Genomic DNA, 19,735 nt, shown 5'->3' with positions numbered 1-19,735 from the left:
AAAGAATATAGACGAAAGACCAGGTCAGGACAAGCCGGCAGTTGAAATATTATAGGAGTTTATCCGAGTCTTTTCACCCTTTCCGTGGGGCTTATTATATCAATTACCCTTACGCCGAATTTGTCGCCTGAAACGAGAACCTCACCGCGTGCAATGAGCCTGCTGTTTACGAATATATCGACCGGTTCGCCGGAAAGCTTGTTCAGTTCAATCACCGAACCCTGCCCGAGCTTAAGCATATCACCTATCAGCATCCGGGTCCTGCCTATCTCAACAGAAATTTCAAGGGGTATATCCAGAACGAAATCCAGCTCTCTAGGCCGCTCTTTTTCTAAGGATGTCTTTTTGAGTTCCCTGAATTTCGGCTCTTCAAGCGTATCGTCAAGCTTTTCTCTTATCCGGTGCGCATCACCTGATTCCTTGTCAATTTCAGTGAAGCTCAGTTCATCAGCCCGATCCCTCGACAGCAATGACTGGACCTCGTCAACATTTCCCGCGCTCTCAAATATTCTGTCTTCGTCTTCCATGATATTCCTCCGGATTATGCTTTCCCCTTACAAGCCCTGATTATTTCAACCGCCAAATTTTTCCCCAGAGTTCCCGCCCTGCCATAAAATTTGGTCTCACCCTGCACGTTTACTTCGACTTCGCCATCGGGTGAATTATCAAGCATTATGACATCACCTTTCTTGAGGTTTGCAATCTGTCTCCCTGTCAGTCTGGAATTGCCCAGTCTGACAGATATTTCCACCGGTACGGAGTTGAGATGACCCATGAATTGTTCGGTCCATTTTCTGTCGGCGGATGATGATGGACTACCTGACGCCCCTGCGCCGAAACCCGGTTTTATAAGCTCTATCAGCGTATAAGGAAGGCAAACCATGACCGAACCGCTGACATGTTCAAGACCTGCTTCAAATTCGGCTACTATTACAGTGTCGTTATCTTTGAGGATTCCTGTAAACTGAGGATTGGACTCGTTCCTTACATATACAAGATCGAGGTCCGCAACAGGTTTGAATGCCTCGTTGAGATCCTTTACCGCTCCTACGGCCACTTTTTCGAGCATGCTCTGCTCGATGGAAGTGAATTCCCGTCCTTCCATTTTATAACCGCTTCCTGCACCGCCTTTTCCGCCGAAGAAAAGATCTATAAGGGAAATGACGAGTTTGGTTTCAAGTATTACAAGCCCGCTGATATTGAACTTTTCAGAGCGTATTATGTTGATGCTTGAGGGTACTGAAACTGAGCGCATGAAGTTGCCCAGACTGAGCGTTTCAAGAGAGGCATAGGAGATGGTTCCCATCTTTCTGAGCATATTTGAAAGCCTTACCCTGAAAAGTCTGCAATACCTTTCATTGACAGCGTCCAGCTGCGGCAGTTTTCCCCGGACGATCTTGTCATGCGATGCAAAATCATATGGTCTGGTGATCCATGCCTCGTTACGTTTCCCGCTGTCCGCTCTCTCCCGGGATATATCTCCGCCTTCCATGCCTCTTAAAAGGGCGTCGACCTCTTCCTGAGTCAATATCTGTCCCATTCCACCCTCTATTGTATTGATGCCATACCGGCTGTCTCGGTATAAGGTCTTACCTTAAGAATTACTATTTCCAGACGCGATTCCATTGCCTGTTTGTTCCTGTAAATGGCAGGCCTTCTGCTGCCATAGCCTGCAATACTGAATCTTGTAGGGCTCATGCCGGATTCGTAAATAAAGTAATCAAGGACGGAAGCAGCCATCTGCAGCGTTAGCTTCGAATCCGCTTCATCATTTCCTGATCTTGCGGTATGTCCCTCTATTGAAATAAAATCCTGAGTCTCTTTCAGTGAAGCTGCAATTGCCTGCAGGTATTTCAATGCAGTGTTGCTGAGTTTTGCCCCTTCCGGCTCAAATACCAAAGGGTCTGATATGGTTAAAACCGTTCCGCGCTCGCTTTCTGAAATAAAGAATCTTCCTTCGTCCTGGGGAAATGACGATAATATTTTATCAAGAAGATCAACCGAAAAAGCTGATTTAGCTGCTTGCAGCATAACTGCATCAGGTGGAAGAAACTTTTCATGGAGATTCATGACGATATCCTTATCCTTGTTTAGACTGATCGTCTTAATTATAGTTTTATCGTTGAATCCGCTCATCGCCACTATCATGACAAAAAAGGTCATAAGGAGAGTGATTACGTCTGAAAATGTAATCCTCCAGCTGTCCTGAGGGGATATGCTGAGAAAAGTCTCTTCATTCCTTACTCTGTGCATCAGTTTGCCTCGATGGGTATTTCATACCCTTTATAGTGATAGACCGGCGGCAGGTTCATTTTTTCCTTATCGAGTTCTTTCATCTTTACATCAGTCTGACTCTTTGTTCCTCCTGCTATGGTGATCTCTACCCGGGAATTTATATTCCTGCCTGCTTCGGTTGAATTTGACGATATCGGATGTTCAGGACCCATTCCGTAAGCCCGCATTCTTTTATAATCTATGCCTTTTTCTGCGAGGTAATTCATGACAGCCATCGCCCTTGCCGCCGAGAGCGTCCAGTTTGACCCGAATGATGCGGTTTCGACAGGTCTGGAATCCGTAAAACCTGTTATAATGATTTCGTTCGGTATGTCTTTGATGAGTGAAGCTATGGCATCAATCTTTTCAAGGTAATCGGATTTAAGGCCCGCGGAATCCTTGTCGAAAAGCAGGCTCCCTTTTATGGCAAGGGTTGTTCCCAGAGGGGTTGAATAGACGCCAGTGCCCATCATGATTCCTTCTGCCTGAAGGGCTTTTCTGAATCTTATTATATCAAGCACGTCGGCCTCGGTCATGGAAATCCTCTTAAAGCCTATCGTCTGTGACGGTACCATGCCGAAGCCTTCCGCTATAGAACTGATACCAAGCCTTGCTTTTCTGACATCTGGTATGGATATCGATGCAAGCACGACAAAGAAGCTCATCAGAAGAAGACTGATTGATGTCATGATTACAGTATTCGATCTTCTTCTTTGAGATAGATTATGTGCGCTGTGATTCATCATTCTTCCCTGGATTTGTCTTTCTCCCGTTCCCTCAGCCTTGGCGCCAGATACGAGTGCAGCTTCCTTTCGACTATTCTCGGATTGTCGCCTGCAGATATGGACATGATACCTTCAACAATGATGCCCCTTATCAGCATTTCTTCGCTTGAGCGGGAGGAAAGTTTCCCTGCCATTGGCAGTGCGAAGAGGTTGGCGATAAGGGCGCCGTAAAACGTCGTCATCAGGGCCACGGCCATTGCCGGCCCGATGCTCGACGGGTCGTTCATGGACTGCAGCATCTGGACAAGTCCGATCAGGGTCCCTACCATTCCCATTGCAGGGGCATATGTGGCAATTGAGTTTAAAATATCCGTGCCTTTCCTGTGTCTGATAACCAGATTGTCCATCTCGCTTTCGAGGATATCACGTATCGACTGGGGTTCGAGGCCGTCTATGACCAGTTCCAGCCCCTGCTTGAGAAAAGGGTCTTTTATGTCGACCGCAGCTGACTCAAGCGCCAGAATTCCCTCGCGTCTGGCCTTCGTGGCAAATGTTACAAATGTGGTTATAAGGCCTTTCGAGTCATAAGCCGATGCCTTGAAGGCATTTTTGATGACACCGACAACACCGCCTATGTCCTTCAACGGGAAATTGATGAATACAATTCCGAGTGTGCCACCGATTACTATAAGCGCACTCGGCAGGTCCCAGAACAGACTCAAGGGACTTCCCATGAGGATTCCATAGAGGATCATCCCCAGGGCGACAACAAGTCCGATAATAGTTGCAAGGTCCATATTTACACCTGCCTTGGATTCACTCATGGTTAAGCAAGTCTGATGCCATTTGTTTTAAAATGAGACAAAAGCCTCAATCTGCCAGCATTTCATGAGTGTTACATCCCTTATCGGCGTTTAGCCTTCAACAGTTTATTGACGGTTTGATGAAATAATTATGGCGCTCTGAAATCAGCTGCTGATCTGTCAAGCTCGTGAGTAAATTAGCTATGCATGGAAATTGTTGTTAAGCCTTCATCTGAATCATGGTAACACTCTGTTTTTGTATGATAATGTACTATTACATGTATGAACAGGGCTTGAACGACGCGGAATTTTTTTCTTGATAAAAGGGGCCTCTTTCTATAACCATGTATGCCTACATATTTTTTCCACTATAAACTTCCTTGGGAAGGAGAACACATGGCTAAAAAATACGTGTATCTTTTTGGCGGAAGGGCAACCAAAGCAGAAGGCAGCGCAGACATGAAGGCCCTTCTTGGCGGCAAAGGCGCAAATCTGGCTGAGATGACAAACCTGAGCATCCCTGTCCCTCCGGGATTTACTATCTCTACAGAGGTGTGTTCGATTTATTATGAGACGAACGGGATCCCGAAAGAGATAAAGACTCAGGTAAAAGATGCCCTCAGAAAGGTTGAGAAGATAATGGGGCTTTCCTTTGGCGACCCGGAAGCACCGCTCCTGTTTTCCGTACGTTCGGGTGCCAGGGCGTCCATGCCGGGTATGATGGATACTGTTCTCAATCTGGGAATAAATGATGAAACCGTACAGGGACTCATCAAGATGAGCGGCAACGAGCGTTTTGCATGGGATTGTTACAGAAGGTTCATTCAGATGTATTCCGATGTCGTCATGGAAGCCGATTCGCAGGAGCTTGAAGAAGAGCTCGAGAAGATGAAGACGAAAAAAGGGGTCAGGCTTGATACGGAGCTCGATGCCAACGATCTTAAGAAGCTTGTGAAGATATTCAAGGAGAAAGTTGAAAAGCTTACTGGCAATCCTGTACCCTCCGACCCGATGGAGCAGCTCTGGGGGGGTATCAATGCGGTCTTCAGATCATGGAACACACCGCGCGCCATTACATATCGCAAACTGAACAACATTCCGGACTCATGGGGTACTGCTGTAAACGTGCAGGCTATGGTATTCGGGAACATGGGTTTAAGCTCCGCCACAGGCGTATGCTTTACCCGCGACCCGTCAACGGGCGAGAAGATATTCTACGGTGAATACCTGATAAATGCACAGGGCGAGGATGTTGTTGCCGGCATACGCACGCCTCAGCCCATTAACGAGAAGGGCAAGCGTGACAAGGACCAGGTATCAATGGAAAAGGCCATGCCGGACCAGTACAAACAGCTTGTAGAAATATACAAGACCCTCGAGAAGCACTACAAGGATATGCAGGACATGGAGTTCACGGTCCAGGAAGGCAACCTGTGGATGTTGCAGACGAGGACCGGAAAACGCACGGCCGCGGCTGCCGTTAAGATTGCGGCCGACATGGTCGACGAGGGGCTTATAGACAAGGAAGAGGCTGTTCTCAGGATCGATCCGGAACAGATAAATCAGCTCCTGCACCCGGCAATAGATCCGAAGGCGAAGAGGAATGTAATCAGCAAGGGCCTGCCGGCGTCCCCGGGCGCTGCGGTCGGCAAGGTGGTATTTTCCTCTGAAGATGCTGAAATCGAAGCGAAGCACGGCCAGAAAGTCATTCTTGTCCGCGTAGAGACATCACCTGAAGACATCCACGGCATGAACGTAGCCCAGGGCATTCTAACAGCAAGGGGCGGCATGACATCGCATGCTGCGGTTGTCGCACGCGGCATGGGCAAATGCTGTGTTGCCGGCTGCAGCGATCTTGCTGTCGATTACAAGAAGCAGGTCTGCACCATCGGCGGGAACAAGATAAAGAAGGGAGACTGGCTTACGCTTGACGGATCCAAAGGCGAAGTCATCCTGGGGCAGTGTCCGACTGTTGATCCCACTCTTTCCGGCGCATTCGGCACCATCATGGAGTGGGCGGACAAGTTCAGGAAATTGAAGGTCAGGACAAATGCCGATACGCCAAAGGATACCAGAATTGCCCGCGAATTCGGCGCCGAAGGAATCGGGCTGTGCCGCACCGAGCATATGTTCTTTGAAGGCAACCGCATCCTTGCAGTACGCGAGATGATTCTGGCCGAAGACGAAAAAGGCCGAAGAAAAGCGCTTTCCAAACTGGCGCCGATGCAGAAGGGCGACTTCAAGGGCATATTTGCAGAGATGGACGGTTTCCCCGTGACCATAAGGCTCCTCGACCCGCCGCTTCATGAATTTCTGCCGCATACGGAAGAAGAAATGGCCGATGTCGCCAAGGCAATGAAAAAGCCTGTTGCCGAAATAAAAGCCAAGAACGAACAGCTCCATGAGGCGAACCCGATGCTGGGCCACAGGGGCTGCAGACTGGGGATTACCTTCCCTGAAATATATGAAATGCAGGTAAGGGCCATAATGGAAGCGGCATGTGAATGCAAAAAGGAAGGCATCGAGGTCGAGCCCGAAATCATGATCCCGCTTGTCGGAGCGGCAAAAGAGCTCGAAGTGCTGAAGGATATGACAATAAACGTCTGTGAAGAGGTGCTGAAGACATACAAGCTGAAGCTGAAATATATGGTGGGAACGATGATAGAACTTCCAAGGGCAGCGGTCACTGCGGATACGATTGCAAAACATGCCGAGTTTTTCTCGTTCGGTACAAACGACCTGACGCAGACGACATTCGGCCTGTCGCGTGATGATGCAGGCAAATTCCTGCCAGTATATGTGGCCAAGAAGATACTCCCCGCAGATCCTTTCATGACGCTTGATACTGAAGGCGTGGGTGAATTGATAAGGATAGGGATTACAAAAGGCCGGTCTGCACGGGAAAACCTCAAGGTGGGAATCTGCGGAGAGCATGGCGGAGATCCGGCATCGGTCGAATTCTGTCATGGCGTCGGAATGAACTATGTAAGCTGTTCGCCCTACAGGGTTCCGATTGCAAGACTTGCGGCAGCCCAGGCTGCGTTGAAAGCAAACAAGAAGTGATTATAACTTTCGAGGGCGGCGAGGGTTCAGGCAAAACAACCCAGGCCGCCCTGCTCAAAGAATATCTTGAAAAACAAGGCCGCCAGGTTGTCTCATTGAGGGAACCCGGCGGTTCAAATCTTTCTGAATATATCAGAAAACTCTTCCTTGCCCATCCGATGGATTCGATGACCGAACTTATGCTGCTGCTGGCGGCAAGGCGGAATAATATATCGAGTGTTATAATGCCTGCACTTGATGCCGGAAAAACTGTCGTTATAGACCGTTTCATTGATTCAACGCTTGTCTATCAGGGAATCGCCGGGGGGCTGGGGATAGAAAATGTCAGGAACCTGATGAAAATGACAGGTACACTGATTGAACCAGATCTTACATTTCTCCTCGATATTGACCCGGCAATCGCTTACTCACGTTTCATGCCGGCTGACAGGCTCGAGACGAGAGGCATCGAGACGCAGAAAATCATCCGGCAGGGATTTCTCGATATATGCAGAGGGAAAAGGCATCATGTGATTGATGCGGAAAAGCCTGAAGAAAAGGTATTTGAAGAGATCGAAAAAGTAATCCCACCTGATTTCATAACATAGATCGCAGTTCCCGGCCTTATCACCGGTTTACATTCAGAGCACTTATATACAAGGTTGAATGAGTCTCTTTACTGCTCAAGCAAGGCCTTCAATGATTCCATGTCATAAACCGGACTAAGGCATGTGCTTCCTGAACAGACATATGCAATCGTCATCGAAGGTTGCATTTTCATATCAGAGACAAATGGTGCGATTTTTTTTATTTTATCAAGGCAGTCATCTCCCGGAATAAACATAATGCTTGTGTTGGGCATATAAAGCCTTCTCAGTGCACGGATCATTTCCGAAGCATCATCGCTGTCATCGTCGCCTGTGATGACGATTTCATGTGAAGGCCCGATCATGAAATCAAGCGCAGCAAGAAATTGAGTAAATGCCGACGGATTTTCCATTATCTGCTGGGAAAAAGCTTCTGCAATCTTACTGGCCATGTCCTCAAGCCCGGGATTTCCTGTTAACTTCGAGAGGCGGATCAGGTTGAGTGCTGCAACCGAATTGCCTGAAGGTATTGCTCCGTCATAGAGGTCCTTTTTCCGCACAAGGACTTCTTCCTGCATATCCGATGTAAAAAAGAAACCGCCTGCCTCATTATCATGAAAATGTTCTGTCATGTATGAGTTCAAGCTTATTGCTGCTTCCAGATATTTTACATCGAATGTCGTCTCATAAAGTTCGATGAGTCCCCATATGAAAAATGCATAGTCGTCAAGGAATCCCGGGATTGCAGTTTGTCCGTCGCAGTACCTGTGGAAAAGTCCGCCGTCGTCTATGCGCATTTGTCCTAGAATGAAAGCTGCTGCCTTCTCTGCATAATGAACATAAGCCGGGTTATCAAAACCCCGGGCGCCTTTTGCCAGAGCGGCAATCATAAGCCCGTTCATGTCTGTCAGGATCTTTTCGTCCCTTTGAGGGTGGGTTCTTTTGCCGCGCACTGCAAGGAGTTTCTTTGTTGATGCCTCAAGAATATTTCTTAGAACTTCTTCATCAATACCGGTTTCGACTGAAAGTTCCTTTGATGATTTTTTCAAAAAGGGGATATTCATGTTAAGTGTTTTATCAGAGATGCCATCCCTCAAGTTGCCTTTGGTCTCAATTCCATATGCTTTTATCCAGAGTCCGGCCTCCTCCTCATTCAGAACTTCCCTGATTTCAGGTTCGCACCAGAGATAGAACTTTCCCTCGACACCTTCACTGTCGGCATCTTCTGCCGAGAAGAAGGCGCCTGTATCCGAATGCAGATCTCTGATGACATAGGTGAGTGCATCATTGGCGATATCCGCAAAAATGGTCTTGCCAGTGGCCAGGAAGGTTTCCGTCGCAGCGAAAGCGATCAAAGCCTGGTCATAGAGCATCTTTTCGAAATGCGGGACAAACCACTTTGCATCTGTTGAATAGCGGTGGAAACCGGACCCGACATGATCGTGAATGCCGCCATGAAACATTGCATTCAAGGTTTTTTCGACCATATCCAGTGCATATGTGTCCTTGAAGCGCCGGTAGTATCTTAAAAGAAAAGTGAGCTGATGCGGGGTGGGAAATTTTGGGGCGGGGCTGAATCCCCCATTCTTGCTGTCATACCTTGAATCAAGCTCTTTGAAAGCCTTTTTAAGCGTGTCTGTTCCCGGGTTTTTCCCTGATGATGTATACCTTTTCTGCCCGAGCCAGTTTGTTATATTCTCTGCCGACTCAATGATGCCGTCGCGTTCGTTTTTCCAGAGGTCCTCGATCTTATCGATCAGATCGTTCATTCCCAAAATACCGTGTGCGGTTTTCCTTGGAAAGTATGTGCCGGCGAAAAAGGGTTTTTTATCGGGGGTCATGATAATTGTTAAGGGCCATCCGCCGCTGCCTGTAAGTCCCTGGCAAACGCTCATGTATATGCCGTCGATATCCGGCCTCTCTTCCCTGTCGACTTTTATATTTATAAAAACCTCATTCATCCGTTTTGCCGTCTCCTCATCCTCGAAAGACTCATGAGCCATGACATGGCACCAGTGGCAGGTGGAATAGCCGATTGAAAGGAATAGGGGCTTGTCTTCGTTCCTGGCTTTTGCGAAGGCCTCTTCTCCCCAGGGGTACCAGTCTACGGGGTTTTGCGCATGCTGCAGAAGGTAAGGGCTCTTTTCATTTGAAAGCCTGTTCATCAGGTTATTACTCCATTCATATTTATTGTTCAGTAAGGTCTCGTTTTCTGATTGTCAAACAAAGAGCAGCGTAAAAAACAGATTACTGAACCGTTTCAGGTTTTTTGAACCGGTAATTAAGGATAGTCCTGATTACCGAACCTCTAAAAATTTGGTCATATAAAAATAAGGAAATTAACATTAAAGCGTTTCAGCTTTTTCATTGCTGAAGTGGAGGGCATGATGGCTCAGGTAACGGATATCAAGCAGACAGAAATGAATGAACGCCGGGAATATCCAAGAAGAAAGATCTCCATTCCCATGAGATACAGGAGTAAAACCAACGGTGATCAAATGGGGCAGGTTCGTGACATAAGCCCCGGCGGCATGTTGTTTGAATCGGAAATAGAACACAGAATAGGTGAAAGAATCCAGGCAGACCTGGATCTTGAGGTTTACGGCAAGGTGGTATGGGTGCGTGGAAATGTCGTTCATGTTTCGGATAAGGGCACAGGAATCAGGTTTACCAATTATGACAGGGCGGGGATTGATGAGATCATGGACATATCGGAAGCAAAGTCAGATCAAATCAAGCATATGACCGCGCAGAATCTTGTTAATGCCTTTGCAGGCGAATCTCAGACGTATGTCCGCTATCTTTACTTCTCTACACAAGCTGTTAAGGAAAAATATCATAACGCCGCCAGACTATTCCGGGCCGTCGCTCATGCCGAATACGTCCATGCCATGAATTATTACAGGGAACTCAGCCGTCTTAAGGGCGGAGTTGTTTCCAGTTGTATGCCTGTCTTTGGTCCAGGTAACACTAGGAAGAATCTGCAATGTGCTATCATGGATAAGACCTGTCAGATAGACGATATGTATCCTGTCTATATTCAGGTTGCTAAATTTCAGGAGGAAAAAGGGGCACTGCGCAGGTTTGAGTATTCGTATAACACAGGGAAAGAGCATAAAAGACTCCTTGAAAAGGCGCTGAGGGCGATTGAAAGAGAAAGAGATGTCGAACTCGGGCATGTTGTAGTCTGTAATATCTGCGGTTTTACAATAGAAGGGGAAGCCCCTGACAAGTGTCCCCTGTGCAATGGGGCAAAAGAGAGGTATTCTGTTTTCAATAAATCCCGTCAGTAATTGAGCATGCATGTTAAGCTGCATTCAAGACTGGTAAAGACAGGAGGATAATATGAAGGTACTGGTCGTTTTCTATTCCATGTATGGCCATATCTACAAGATGGCAAAGGCTGTTGCGGAAGGCGCTAATGAAGTGGACGGAGCAGAAGTGAAATTGAGGCGTGTTCCTGAAACGCTCAGTGATGAGATACTCAAGAAAATGCATGCGATCGAAACCGGGAAGATGTTTGCAGATGTTCCGGTTTGCAGTATGGACGAACTGGCCGGGGCCGATGCAATAATCTTCGGCACTCCGACACGTTTTGGGAATATGTGCGCTCAGATGAGGCAGTTTCTCGATGCGACGGGCGGACTCTGGGCAAAGCGTTCTCTTGTGGGCAAGGTAGGTAGTGTTTTTACCAGTTCCGGCACCCAGCATGGCGGGCAGGAATCTACGATTCTGAGTTTTCATACCACATTGCTGCATCACGGCATGATCATTGTCGGGCTGCCATATTCCTTTGATGGTCAATCCCGCACGGATGAGGTTGCCGGCTGTTCTCCATATGGCGCATCCACCATTGCAGGTCCTTCGGGTGAGCGTTCGCCGAGTACGAATGAACTCGATGGTGCAAGGTATCAGGGGAGACATGTTGCGATGATCGCAAGAAAACTTTTCGGCTAGTCTGAAATCAAAAACCCGTAACCATAACCACAAAGCTGGTTTTGCTGGCTTTTTCTATGATAGATAACAGATCGGGTTACAACTGATATATTTTATTTCCGGGACTTATCCTTAACTTCATGGCAACTCGATTCTTTTTCGTGAGAATTGTTAATTCCGAGAATTTTCATCGTCTCACGCATGAAAGCCGGCAGATCAGACGGACCCCTTGACGTTATGAGGTTACCGTCAACGACGACGTCCTGGTCTTCGTATATGGCGCCTGCATTTTTCAGCTCTTTTGCCACGGATATATAGCTTGTGGCATGCCTGCCCTTGAGAAGATCTGCGCTTATAAGAATTTGTGGCCCATGACATATAGCCCCAACCGGCTTGTTGTGTGTGAAAAAGCTGCGGGATATTTCCTTTGCCCTGGTTTCATTCCTTATTGTCTGCGGTGCCTTTCCGCCAGGCAGGACCAGCATGGAATAGTCATCGGGATTTACATCTTCAAGTGACATATCCACCGCCACCTTGTAGTCATGTATGCCCGTTATGGTTCTCTTGTTCAATGAAGCTATGTCAACTTCAATGCCAGCTTCCTTCAGGCGATAGTATGGGACAAGCAGTTCCAGGTCTTCGAAATTGTCGAAACTTATGATTAAAGCTTTCATTTTCATATAATCTGCCGGGGTTCAGTAATTTGTAATAGGGGATTACCTTATTTGCCGGTTCAAAAAACCTGATAGTGGATTTCAAGTGGAATTTTTCTGTGGTGCCTTGAATAAAACCTTAACGCTATTATTTTTATATCGAGAAAGATATGAATACAGTTATACCGGAAATTAAAAAAGGAGCCCTGTCGGTAACCCCGGAATGTTTCTATAAGCTTATATCTATTGCTGACGATGTGGTCTGGATAATGTCCCTGGATGGCAACCAGCTCTATTATATAAATCCCTCTTTCGAAAATCTATATGGGAGGACAGTGTTTGATTTCAAGGCGAATCCCGGTCTCTGGATCGACATTGTACATCCGGAAGATAAGCAGATTGCAGTAGACAGTCTTAATGAGCTTTTCATATCCGGTTATTCCCAGAAGGAATACCGGATTATTGTTTCTGACGGTTCAATAGTCTGGCTTCACGACAAGAAGCACATCATACGGGACAGCCAGGGGAAAACAATACAGATCGGGTGCATCGCGCGCGACATTACCGGGTATAAGAGAACCCTTGAAAAACTTCATGAATATAAGAATGATCTGCAGGCATTAACACTGGAGCTTTCTCTGGCAGAGGAAAAGGAGAGAAGACGCATTGCCATGGAGCTTCATGATCATGTTATCCAGAACCTCGCATACTGTAAGATCAAGCTCGATGAATTCTATAAGGATTGTACAGCCACGCCGTCCGAGAATACCATAAATGAACTGAAGGAAATTATTTCCGGGACAATCCAGAGTATAAGGACATTGACCTTCGAATTGAGTCCTCCGGTTTTATATGAACTCGGACTTGAACCCGCTATCGTATGGCTTGGAGAAAATATCCTGTTGAAGAGGGGCATCCTGTTCAGGATTGAAAGTGACGATTTTGAAGATAAACTGAACCAGAAAATCAGAATTCTCCTTTTTCAGATAATTCGAGAACTTTTAAACAATTCGGCCAAACACTCGAAAGCTAATGAAACAGTCGTGTCGATAAAGAAGAAAGACAGCCACATTTTAATAAGTATCCAGGATGACGGCATCGGTTTCGATGTGGGCGAGACGATAAGAAAAAAATCACAGAATTTCGGATTATTCAGCATTCAGGAACGTTTGAACAATATCGGCGGTTTTTTCAATATAAAGTCAAGTCCCGGGCAGGGAACCGTGGCAAGTATAATTGTTCCTGTCAATGGGGAGGCTTAGATAAATAATGAATATTAAAATACTGCTTGCAGACGATCATAAGATCATGAGGGAAGGGCTGAAATCGATCCTCGAAAAGAATTTTAACATGATTGTCTCAGGCGAAGCAGGCAATGGCGTTGAAGCGGTAGACCTGGCGAAGAAGCTCAATCCAGATATTATCATAATGGATATCAATATGCCCGATCTCAACGGGATTGAAGCAACAAAAAGAATCATAACCGAAATACCGGGGTCAAGAATTCTTGCGCTGTCCATGTATGCAGACAGGGGTTTCCTTATAAAAATGCTCAAGGCAGGAGCAAAAGGTTATCTGCTCAAGGATTGCGCGTCTGATGAACTTTTGAATGCCATCAAGGTAATACTTAAAAACCGTATCTATATAAGCCCTTCTCTTGTCGATGATATGGTAAGGGATTATGTGCAGCTTGCAGATACTGTTGATCTGTCGGCTTTTTCCATTCTTACCCCGAGGGAACGTGATGTCCTCCAAAAGCTCTCGGAAGGCAAATCTACAAAGGAGATAGCATTCGATCTTAATCTCAGCATTAAAACCATCGAGACTTTCCGTTTGAAGATTCAGGAGAAAATAGGCCTCAGAAGCATTGCCGAACTGACAAAATACGCTGTAAGGGAAGGTATCACATCGCTTTGAACGGAAAATAATTCATGTGAATTCAAAAAGGTTATCCATCCTGTCTCAGGACAATATTCCTGAGACAGGATGTTGTAGAAGGATCAATCCTTGTCGTATTCACCCGGAGATACTGAATCCTCAGGAACCTCAGATTCAATGGACCGGTTGATTCCGCGGGAAAGGATTGCAGCGATTGCGAACAGTATGGCCATTGCTATGAACATGATGAGTATGATTGTAGTCAGCCATTTCTGTCCTTCTTTTTCTATCTTCTTTTGAGAAAGAAGGGCCTGTTCGTGGAATTTATCCACATCGACACCCATACCTACCCAGCCGAATCCTGCCGGTTTCGGGAACTCCTGTGAATAGAATGGAATCGGCGCATAAGCTACCACCTTCGTGCTGCCTTCAAAGGTGTAAGTCTTTATGCCGGATTTTCCGGCTTCCGCTTCTTTTTCTATTTCGGGAAGCATTGGTTCAATTCCGCCGAGGTCTTTGAAGTTGATTACCTCTTCGCCCTTCTTTTTCATTTCCTGATAATTTGAAGAGTTGATCTGCGGAACTCTTGTTCCATCCTTGTAAAGTCCGGCGATGAAATAATCGTTCGGATGAGCGATAACAAAGCCTCTGTTGTCTACCAGGTAAGCATAGTTGCCGGAAGATGCATCGGCTTTGATTACATACGTGGACTCTGTAGGAACAATATTATCGGTGAATTTGGCAAGGTGTCTTATGTCCAAGGCAAGTGTGATTACACCTGAGAAACCCTGTTTGTCGAACACAGGAGTTGCCATCCTGATGATACCCTCAAAACGTTTGCCGCTATCGAATTCAGCTTTGTTGATATACCACCCAGTGACGGGAGAAAAGTAAACTTCTCCCTTGTTAAGATTTTTTGCCTTTGAGAAATAATCCTCTGATTTGTAATATGTGTTGAGAGGATTACTTACGTTGACAAGCTCATTGGCGCCGACGATTCTGCCGTTTCTTATCTTGATGATTTCCTGGCCGTTCTTGTCCGTGAGTGACATTTCAACATATAGTGGGAATGCTTCCTTTACGATTACGCCATCTTTTTTAATCCACAGCTCCTGAGTTTTTGTATCCAGAAAGGATCTGTAAGTTTCTGCATTGGCAGGAAAGATGGTTGCAATCAGGATATCCTTCTGACGCTCGCTTAGAAAACCGGCAATATTCTGTGAAAGATCGATTGCGCGGGTGAGTATTTCATTCTTGGATTTCTGATCAAGAGATGTTGCCGTGTCAGTTTTGGATATGCCTCCAAATTTAAAGATACTGAATGCGATTAGCGATGCAACCAGCAATAAGGGGATTACGACAAGCAGGAAAAACAGCCTTGCAATTGTAAAAATACGTGGTTTACTATTGGAGTCAGGCATTTTTTCCCCCTTATTATTTTTTGTTCTGTTCAGTTAAATTCATCCTGGACCAAGTTTAACCAAGTATAAAAGTCTTAAATGGATTTGCAAACAGAAGAATGAAAGAAATAACCAGTGAGTAGATACAAACTGATTCCGCAAGAGCCATACCGACCATCATGGTCATGATGATCTTTGGCTGAACCGAAGGATTACGTCCCACTGCCTCGCAGGCGCTTCCTGTTGCGCTGCCGATTCCTGCGCCTGAACCGATGCACCCGAGTCCGATTGCCAGACCTGCGCCGATCATTGCGCCGACCGAGAAGATCACCTTTGTGTACGGGGCCTGGGTGTTGATGACATCAGCTGCAAAAGCGGAAGACGCGCCCAATAGCCAGAGAACAGCTATTGCGAAGAACGAAAACATAATTTTTTTTGTGTTACTTGCCATGATTTTTCTCCTTTCTTTTATTTCTTATTTTTGTAATTTCCAATATGAGTGAAGCTTCAATTTTCAAAATTAACAGAGCAACCTGCATGCCAGATTTCGGAAACAACAAGAAATGAGTGGTAACCATTTAATAATACGATGAAATGAATACTTCAAGGGTTAATTCAGCAGAGGATGCCGCTCTGACTGGTTTTAACAAATCGTTAAATAATTTATTTTGCAATTTAACAAAAAGTGCACCGGATCATAATCTGATAATTAAAGGCCGGCATATTGATTAAGGACAGCGGTATCATATAATTTGAAGCAGACAACTTCCTGTTGATAAGTGGGTTTTGTTAATATAAAATGTTTTCAGTGATGTATTGATTACAGATAATAATATTAGGGGGAAATATGATCTACATGAGAGTTCTGGATCAGATTAAGGCTAATGTTAATGAGCTTTCCAAGCGAGTTGTAAAAGATTTTTTGAATAGAGAGGAGACGAAAAGTTACAGGAAATTTACAGAAGAATTTCATCTTGAACGGGTAAATGATATATTTAGTGACCTTATCAGCTGGCTTGAGAAAGAGAAGCCGAAAACCCATATGGAAAAGTTTTACAAAGAACTGGGTAAGAAACGCCTTCAGGCAGATATTCCCCTTCATGAGACAATCATGTATCTGATGCTAATCAAAAGACATATCTGGTTGTTTGTCCTTGAAAATCATCTTCTTGACACAACCTACGAGAGCACAAAGGCTCTTGAACTGAACAACAAGATCGTTCTGTATTTCGACAGGGCGATAATTAATGTAACAATCGGTTACGAAGAAGAGCTCGCCAAGCAGATGAAAGACGCCGGACACGGCGGGTTGATCCGCAGTCTGCTGAAAAAGGGTAAAGCCTAAAGGGAAAATTTGACCCCGATTTTGAAAATGCGCCTTGCGGGAAGTTCGATAATCTTTATCCCGCAGGCGTTTTCTATTTCTGATATGATCTTAAGCGCTTCGTTTCTATCCGGTGCGATTATAGTAAACCAGCAGTTCGGTGTGCCTGTCCGTTCATAGTTGTGGGTAATTTCCTTATAGCTGTTTGCCGTTCTGGAGAATTTATCAACAATATGCCGAGGTACATCGGCAGCGCACAGGGTCGAGAACCATCCCAATCTGCGGGGAACGATCGTTGCACCTATCCGGCGTATTATTCCATCGGATTTAAGGTGATTCATTCTTTGAAGCAGGTCATTTTCATCTATATCAAGTTCTTCGGCAATAATTCTCAAGGGATGTGTATCAAGCGGAAAACGCTCACTTATTAATTCAAGGATTTTCCTGTCTTTATTGTCCATCTTTGAACCAGCATATAGGGTCTGTGGAATTGATGTCCCCGGTAGTTTCATAAGCCCTTGCCCTGCATCCTCCGCAAATGTTTTTATAATTGCATGTTCCGCATTTGCCATCAAGGAGATCCGGGTTTCTCAGGTTGACAAGAATATCGGATTTATTCCATATTTCCGAGAAGCTCTTTTCCTTCACATTTCCGCATTTAATGTCAAGGAAACCGCATGGCTGCACATCTCCTGTCGAAGAAACAAAGCCGAAGCCGTCCCCCGCAAGGCAACCTTTTGCAAGGGGTCTGCTTTCCGATTCAGCAATCATTCTGTAAAACTGCGGGGCACAGGTGGCTTTGCACTCAATACCACCTGAGATATAAACATCCATGAAGTCGGTCAGCATGGATTTATATTCCAGCATTGTGGCAAGTTCCATTTCGTGCCCTCTGCCTGTAGGTACCAGAAAAAAAACATGCCATGCCACGGCACCGAGTCTTCTGATAAAATCCGGGAACAGCCGCATCTGGGAAATGTTAATCGCTGCCACCGTTGTGTTTATCTGTACGGGCACTCCCGCGCTTCTCAAATGCTCGATGCCGGAGAGCGCCAGCTCATATGCACCCGGTCTGCCCCTGAATTCATCATGAATACCGGGTGTAACACCATCAAGGCTTACTGATACCCGTGAAATGCCGGAGGCTTTTATTTCGCTCGCTGAAGCACTGGTGACAGTAGAACCGTTTGTTGCGAGCGTCATGCGCAGGCCGAGTGATGTCCCTAAACGGGCAAAAATCATGGCGTCATCCCGCAGCAGCGCTTCCCCGCCTGAAAGAATGACCATTTTAGTTCCCAGGGCGGAAATTTCTTTAAGAAGGCCAGTCCCTTCTTCGGTTGTGAGTTCTTCAGGGTCTCTGTCGGGCGAAGCGTTGGCTCTGCAGTGCATACATTCAAGATTGCACGCCTTTGTCAGTTCCCAGGCAAGTATGAGCGGTGCATTCATGAAATCAGATCGACAATTCTGTCCGCGAAATAGGTGATGATCATATCAGCGCCTGCACGTCTGATCGCCGTAATGCTTTCGATTATTGCAGCGTCTTCATTAAGCATACCCAGGGATGCGGCTGCCTTTATCATGGCGTATTCCCCGGAGACCTGATAGGCGGCCAGAGGTTCGTTAAATTCATCGGCGACAGTCCTGATTATATCAAGACAGGGCATGGCAGGCTTGACCATTATTATATCGGCGCCTTCCTCGATATCGAGCTCAATTTCACGAATGGCCTCCCGTGCATTCGCAGGATCCATCTGATAGGCCTTGCGGTCGCCGAATGAAGGTGCTGAGCCCGCCGCATCGCGGAACGGCCCATAAAAGGACGAGGCATATTTGGCCGAGTAGCTCATAATCGGCAGGTTCTCGAAGCCGCCTTCATCAAGGGCCTCTCTGATAGCGCCGATGCGGCCGTCCATCATGTCGGAAGGTGCTATCATTCCCGCTCCCGCCTTTGCATGAGAGAGGGATATCTTGGCAAGCAGGTCAAGGGTCTCGTCATTGGAGACGCACCCATTTTCATCAAGAATGCCGCAATGGCCGTGATCGGTATACTCACACATGCATACGTCGGTTATGACAAGCATTTCCGGCACTTTATTTTTTATCTCTGTGATTGTCTTTTGAACTATGCCGTCCCTTTTATGCGCCTCTGTCCCGAACCGGTCTTTTCTTGACGGGATGCCGAAAAGGAGAACCGCCGGGATTTTTCTGCCGAATAAATCTCTGGCAACCTGGGCAGCAGTATCTGGTGAATATCTGAATTGACCGGGCATTGATTTTATGGGTTCCTTGATCGTCCTGCCTTCTTTGACGAATATCGGATAAATCAGGTTGTCCGGGCTTATCCTTGTTTCTCTGACAAGCCTTCTGATTGTCTCATTCGCCCTTAATCTGCGCGGTCTGTTTTCCGGGAACATATGCGCCTCCGGTTTTTTTGTTTAAGCCTATATAATTTGTGCTTCATTAGTGCAAGCCCTTAGGCTTGGACTTCAAGGGGGCGTAATATTATGCCGATAAATCTTTTTATGAAAAAAATAAAATTATCAGCACTTGCGGCTGTAATGATAAGTCTGCTCTTCTCATCATTTATCTGGGCCTTGGCTGAACCCGGAAAGTATGCGCCGGGATTCACTGTATCAGACGGTAATGATGCGATGCTTGACTCTGATACCCTCAAAGGAAAGGTAATAGTCGGATTTTATGAAGGCAGGGATACAATTGAAAAGAACAAACAGCTCAAAATCTTCCTCCAGAAATATTATTATGACAATATTGCAATCAGTTCAAAAAATGTATTCATGCTCTCGGTAATAGACGCAACCCCTGCAAATTTTATTACAAGACCCTTATGGAAAAAGGGCTTTATCAGAAACTCGGAGCAGAATAGAGTTACTGTATATGGTGACTGGGACGGGTCCATGAAAGAGGCTTACGGCATGCCCGGCAACGAGTCGGTTTTCATCCTGATCGACAAAAATGGCATCATTCGTTACATATACCCGGGAAAAGTTCCTGAAAAATATTTTAGCGCGATAAAAGATCTCATAGGCGGGCTCTGTCTGCAATAGGTCGTATTAAACTCCTTTTATCTTGACTGGGTTACCGGCTTATCTGTA

At 46.0% G+C, this 19,735-nt stretch carries 20 protein-coding genes; 8 read left to right on the top strand and 12 right to left on the bottom strand.

Going from position 1 to position 19,735, the window contains the following annotated elements:
* Nucleotides 1-59 precede the first annotated feature (59 nt).
* The 5 genes from fliN to VIS94_12565 are packed head-to-tail and all read right to left on the bottom strand — an operon-like array spanning nt 60 to nt 3,823.
* Nucleotides 60-527 (bottom strand): flagellar motor switch protein FliN, encoded by a 468-nt coding sequence (gene fliN / locus VIS94_12585; protein HEY9161905.1) that lies wholly within the window; start codon nt 525-527, stop codon nt 60-62.
* Nucleotides 528-541: 14 nt separating this feature from the next.
* Complete coding sequence (fliM, locus tag VIS94_12580) at nt 542-1,540, bottom strand: flagellar motor switch protein FliM (GenBank protein HEY9161904.1); 999 nt, start codon at nt 1,538-1,540, stop codon at nt 542-544.
* 8 nt (nt 1,541-1,548) lie between these two features.
* Complete coding sequence (locus VIS94_12575; GenBank protein ID HEY9161903.1) at nt 1,549-2,253, bottom strand: OmpA family protein; 705 nt, start codon at nt 2,251-2,253, stop codon at nt 1,549-1,551.
* On the bottom strand, nt 2,253-3,017 hold the full coding sequence (locus VIS94_12570) for an OmpA family protein (protein HEY9161902.1): 765 nt from the start codon (nt 3,015-3,017) through the stop codon (nt 2,253-2,255). Before VIS94_12570 ends, VIS94_12575 begins: the two co-directional genes overlap by 1 nt.
* Nucleotides 3,017-3,823 (bottom strand): MotA/TolQ/ExbB proton channel family protein, encoded by an 807-nt coding sequence (locus tag VIS94_12565; GenBank protein ID HEY9161901.1) that lies wholly within the window; start codon nt 3,821-3,823, stop codon nt 3,017-3,019. The genes VIS94_12570 and VIS94_12565 overlap by 1 nt, the downstream gene beginning before the upstream one ends.
* 375 nt (nt 3,824-4,198) lie before the next feature.
* Between VIS94_12565 and ppdK the strand changes: the two genes are divergently transcribed.
* Both ppdK and tmk read left to right on the top strand, forming a co-directional pair.
* Nucleotides 4,199-6,865, top strand: a complete 2,667-nt coding sequence (ppdK, locus tag VIS94_12560; protein HEY9161900.1) for a pyruvate, phosphate dikinase — start codon at nt 4,199-4,201, stop codon at nt 6,863-6,865.
* Nucleotides 6,862-7,452 (top strand): dTMP kinase, encoded by a 591-nt coding sequence (tmk, locus tag VIS94_12555; GenBank protein ID HEY9161899.1) that lies wholly within the window; start codon nt 6,862-6,864, stop codon nt 7,450-7,452. Before ppdK ends, tmk begins: the two co-directional genes overlap by 4 nt.
* Before the next feature lie 68 nt (nt 7,453-7,520).
* Here the strand turns inward: tmk and VIS94_12550 are convergent, their stop codons facing one another.
* A complete protein-coding gene (locus VIS94_12550) occupies nt 7,521-9,596 on the bottom strand; it encodes a thioredoxin domain-containing protein (protein ID HEY9161898.1) in 2,076 nt (691 codons plus the stop codon).
* A gap of 222 nt (nt 9,597-9,818) precedes the next feature.
* Here VIS94_12550 and VIS94_12545 point away from each other — a divergent pair, with 222 nt between their 5' ends.
* Together VIS94_12545 and wrbA are read left to right on the top strand one after the other, a co-directional pair.
* Nucleotides 9,819-10,724 carry a ferritin family protein gene (locus tag VIS94_12545; GenBank protein HEY9161897.1) on the top strand — a complete coding sequence of 302 codons (906 nt, stop codon included), beginning with the start codon at nt 9,819-9,821 and terminating at the stop codon, nt 10,722-10,724.
* A 52-nt stretch (nt 10,725-10,776) separates the two neighbouring features.
* Nucleotides 10,777-11,388 (top strand): NAD(P)H:quinone oxidoreductase, encoded by a 612-nt coding sequence (gene wrbA, locus VIS94_12540; protein HEY9161896.1) that lies wholly within the window; start codon nt 10,777-10,779, stop codon nt 11,386-11,388.
* A 92-nt stretch (nt 11,389-11,480) separates the two neighbouring features.
* On the opposite strand, the gene VIS94_12535 is transcribed toward wrbA, so the two are convergent.
* On the bottom strand, nt 11,481-12,041 hold the full coding sequence (locus tag VIS94_12535; protein HEY9161895.1) for a type 1 glutamine amidotransferase domain-containing protein: 561 nt from the start codon (nt 12,039-12,041) through the stop codon (nt 11,481-11,483).
* Between the two features lie 149 nt (nt 12,042-12,190).
* Between VIS94_12535 and VIS94_12530 the strand changes: the two genes are divergently transcribed.
* Both VIS94_12530 and VIS94_12525 read left to right on the top strand, forming a co-directional pair.
* Complete coding sequence (locus VIS94_12530; GenBank protein ID HEY9161894.1) at nt 12,191-13,282, top strand: PAS domain-containing protein; 1,092 nt, start codon at nt 12,191-12,193, stop codon at nt 13,280-13,282.
* A gap of 7 nt (nt 13,283-13,289) precedes the next feature.
* Complete coding sequence (locus VIS94_12525; protein HEY9161893.1) at nt 13,290-13,937, top strand: response regulator transcription factor; 648 nt, start codon at nt 13,290-13,292, stop codon at nt 13,935-13,937.
* A gap of 83 nt (nt 13,938-14,020) precedes the next feature.
* On the opposite strand, the gene VIS94_12520 is transcribed toward VIS94_12525, so the two are convergent.
* Together VIS94_12520 and atpE are read right to left on the bottom strand one after the other, a co-directional pair.
* A complete protein-coding gene (locus tag VIS94_12520; GenBank protein ID HEY9161892.1) occupies nt 14,021-15,319 on the bottom strand; it encodes a cache domain-containing protein in 1,299 nt (432 codons plus the stop codon).
* A 55-nt stretch (nt 15,320-15,374) separates the two neighbouring features.
* The gene (atpE, locus tag VIS94_12515; protein ID HEY9161891.1) at nt 15,375-15,749 is read right to left on the bottom strand and encodes an ATP synthase F0 subunit C; all 375 of its coding nucleotides are present in this window, start codon (nt 15,747-15,749) and stop codon (nt 15,375-15,377) included.
* A 396-nt stretch (nt 15,750-16,145) separates the two neighbouring features.
* Here atpE and VIS94_12510 point away from each other — a divergent pair, with 396 nt between their 5' ends.
* Nucleotides 16,146-16,643 (top strand): hypothetical protein, encoded by a 498-nt coding sequence (locus tag VIS94_12510; protein HEY9161890.1) that lies wholly within the window; start codon nt 16,146-16,148, stop codon nt 16,641-16,643.
* Here the strand turns inward: VIS94_12510 and VIS94_12505 are convergent.
* Genes VIS94_12505 through hemB form a run of 3 tightly spaced genes read right to left on the bottom strand, consistent with a single transcriptional unit; the run spans nt 16,640 to nt 19,036 of the window.
* A complete protein-coding gene (locus tag VIS94_12505) occupies nt 16,640-17,083 on the bottom strand; it encodes an Lrp/AsnC family transcriptional regulator (protein ID HEY9161889.1) in 444 nt (147 codons plus the stop codon). The two genes, VIS94_12510 and VIS94_12505, sit on opposite strands and share 4 nt — an antisense overlap.
* On the bottom strand, nt 17,073-18,068 hold the full coding sequence (locus VIS94_12500; GenBank protein ID HEY9161888.1) for a radical SAM protein: 996 nt from the start codon (nt 18,066-18,068) through the stop codon (nt 17,073-17,075). The genes VIS94_12505 and VIS94_12500 overlap by 11 nt, the downstream gene beginning before the upstream one ends.
* Nucleotides 18,065-19,036, bottom strand: a complete 972-nt coding sequence (gene hemB, locus VIS94_12495) for a porphobilinogen synthase (protein ID HEY9161887.1) — start codon at nt 19,034-19,036, stop codon at nt 18,065-18,067. Before hemB ends, VIS94_12500 begins: the two co-directional genes overlap by 4 nt.
* A 90-nt stretch (nt 19,037-19,126) precedes the next feature.
* Between hemB and VIS94_12490 the strand changes: the two genes are divergently transcribed.
* A complete protein-coding gene (locus tag VIS94_12490) occupies nt 19,127-19,687 on the top strand; it encodes a hypothetical protein (protein ID HEY9161886.1) in 561 nt (186 codons plus the stop codon).
* The last annotated feature ends 48 nt before the right edge of the window (nt 19,688-19,735 follow it).

The sequence above is a fragment of the Desulfomonilia bacterium genome (assembly GCA_036567785.1).
Taxonomy (GTDB): Bacteria; Desulfobacterota; Desulfomonilia; order UBA1062; family UBA1062; genus DATCTV01.
This window is presented reverse-complemented; position numbering and strand designations above follow the sequence as displayed.

Coding starts and splice junctions, on each gene's coding strand:
- VIS94_12505 (HEY9161889.1), bottom strand. CDS start 17,083: ATGGACAATAAAGACAGGAAAATCCTTGAATTAATAAGTGAGCGTTTT.
- VIS94_12530 (HEY9161894.1), top strand. CDS start 12,191: ATGAATACAGTTATACCGGAAATTAAAAAAGGAGCCCTGTCGGTAACC.
- fliM (HEY9161904.1), bottom strand. CDS start 1,540: ATGGGACAGATATTGACTCAGGAAGAGGTCGACGCCCTTTTAAGAGGC.
- VIS94_12570 (HEY9161902.1), bottom strand. CDS start 3,017: ATGAATCACAGCGCACATAATCTATCTCAAAGAAGAAGATCGAATACT.
- atpE (HEY9161891.1), bottom strand. CDS start 15,749: ATGGCAAGTAACACAAAAAAAATTATGTTTTCGTTCTTCGCAATAGCT.
- VIS94_12525 (HEY9161893.1), top strand. CDS start 13,290: ATGAATATTAAAATACTGCTTGCAGACGATCATAAGATCATGAGGGAA.
- VIS94_12500 (HEY9161888.1), bottom strand. CDS start 18,068: ATGAATGCACCGCTCATACTTGCCTGGGAACTGACAAAGGCGTGCAAT.
- VIS94_12535 (HEY9161895.1), bottom strand. CDS start 12,041: ATGAAAGCTTTAATCATAAGTTTCGACAATTTCGAAGACCTGGAACTG.
- VIS94_12565 (HEY9161901.1), bottom strand. CDS start 3,823: ATGAGTGAATCCAAGGCAGGTGTAAATATGGACCTTGCAACTATTATC.
- fliN (HEY9161905.1), bottom strand. CDS start 527: ATGGAAGACGAAGACAGAATATTTGAGAGCGCGGGAAATGTTGACGAG.
- VIS94_12510 (HEY9161890.1), top strand. CDS start 16,146: ATGATCTACATGAGAGTTCTGGATCAGATTAAGGCTAATGTTAATGAG.
- hemB (HEY9161887.1), bottom strand. CDS start 19,036: ATGTTCCCGGAAAACAGACCGCGCAGATTAAGGGCGAATGAGACAATC.
- VIS94_12490 (HEY9161886.1), top strand. CDS start 19,127: ATGCCGATAAATCTTTTTATGAAAAAAATAAAATTATCAGCACTTGCG.
- VIS94_12550 (HEY9161898.1), bottom strand. CDS start 9,596: ATGAACAGGCTTTCAAATGAAAAGAGCCCTTACCTTCTGCAGCATGCG.
- ppdK (HEY9161900.1), top strand. CDS start 4,199: ATGGCTAAAAAATACGTGTATCTTTTTGGCGGAAGGGCAACCAAAGCA.
- VIS94_12545 (HEY9161897.1), top strand. CDS start 9,819: ATGGCTCAGGTAACGGATATCAAGCAGACAGAAATGAATGAACGCCGG.
- VIS94_12520 (HEY9161892.1), bottom strand. CDS start 15,319: ATGCCTGACTCCAATAGTAAACCACGTATTTTTACAATTGCAAGGCTG.
- VIS94_12575 (HEY9161903.1), bottom strand. CDS start 2,253: ATGCACAGAGTAAGGAATGAAGAGACTTTTCTCAGCATATCCCCTCAG.
- wrbA (HEY9161896.1), top strand. CDS start 10,777: ATGAAGGTACTGGTCGTTTTCTATTCCATGTATGGCCATATCTACAAG.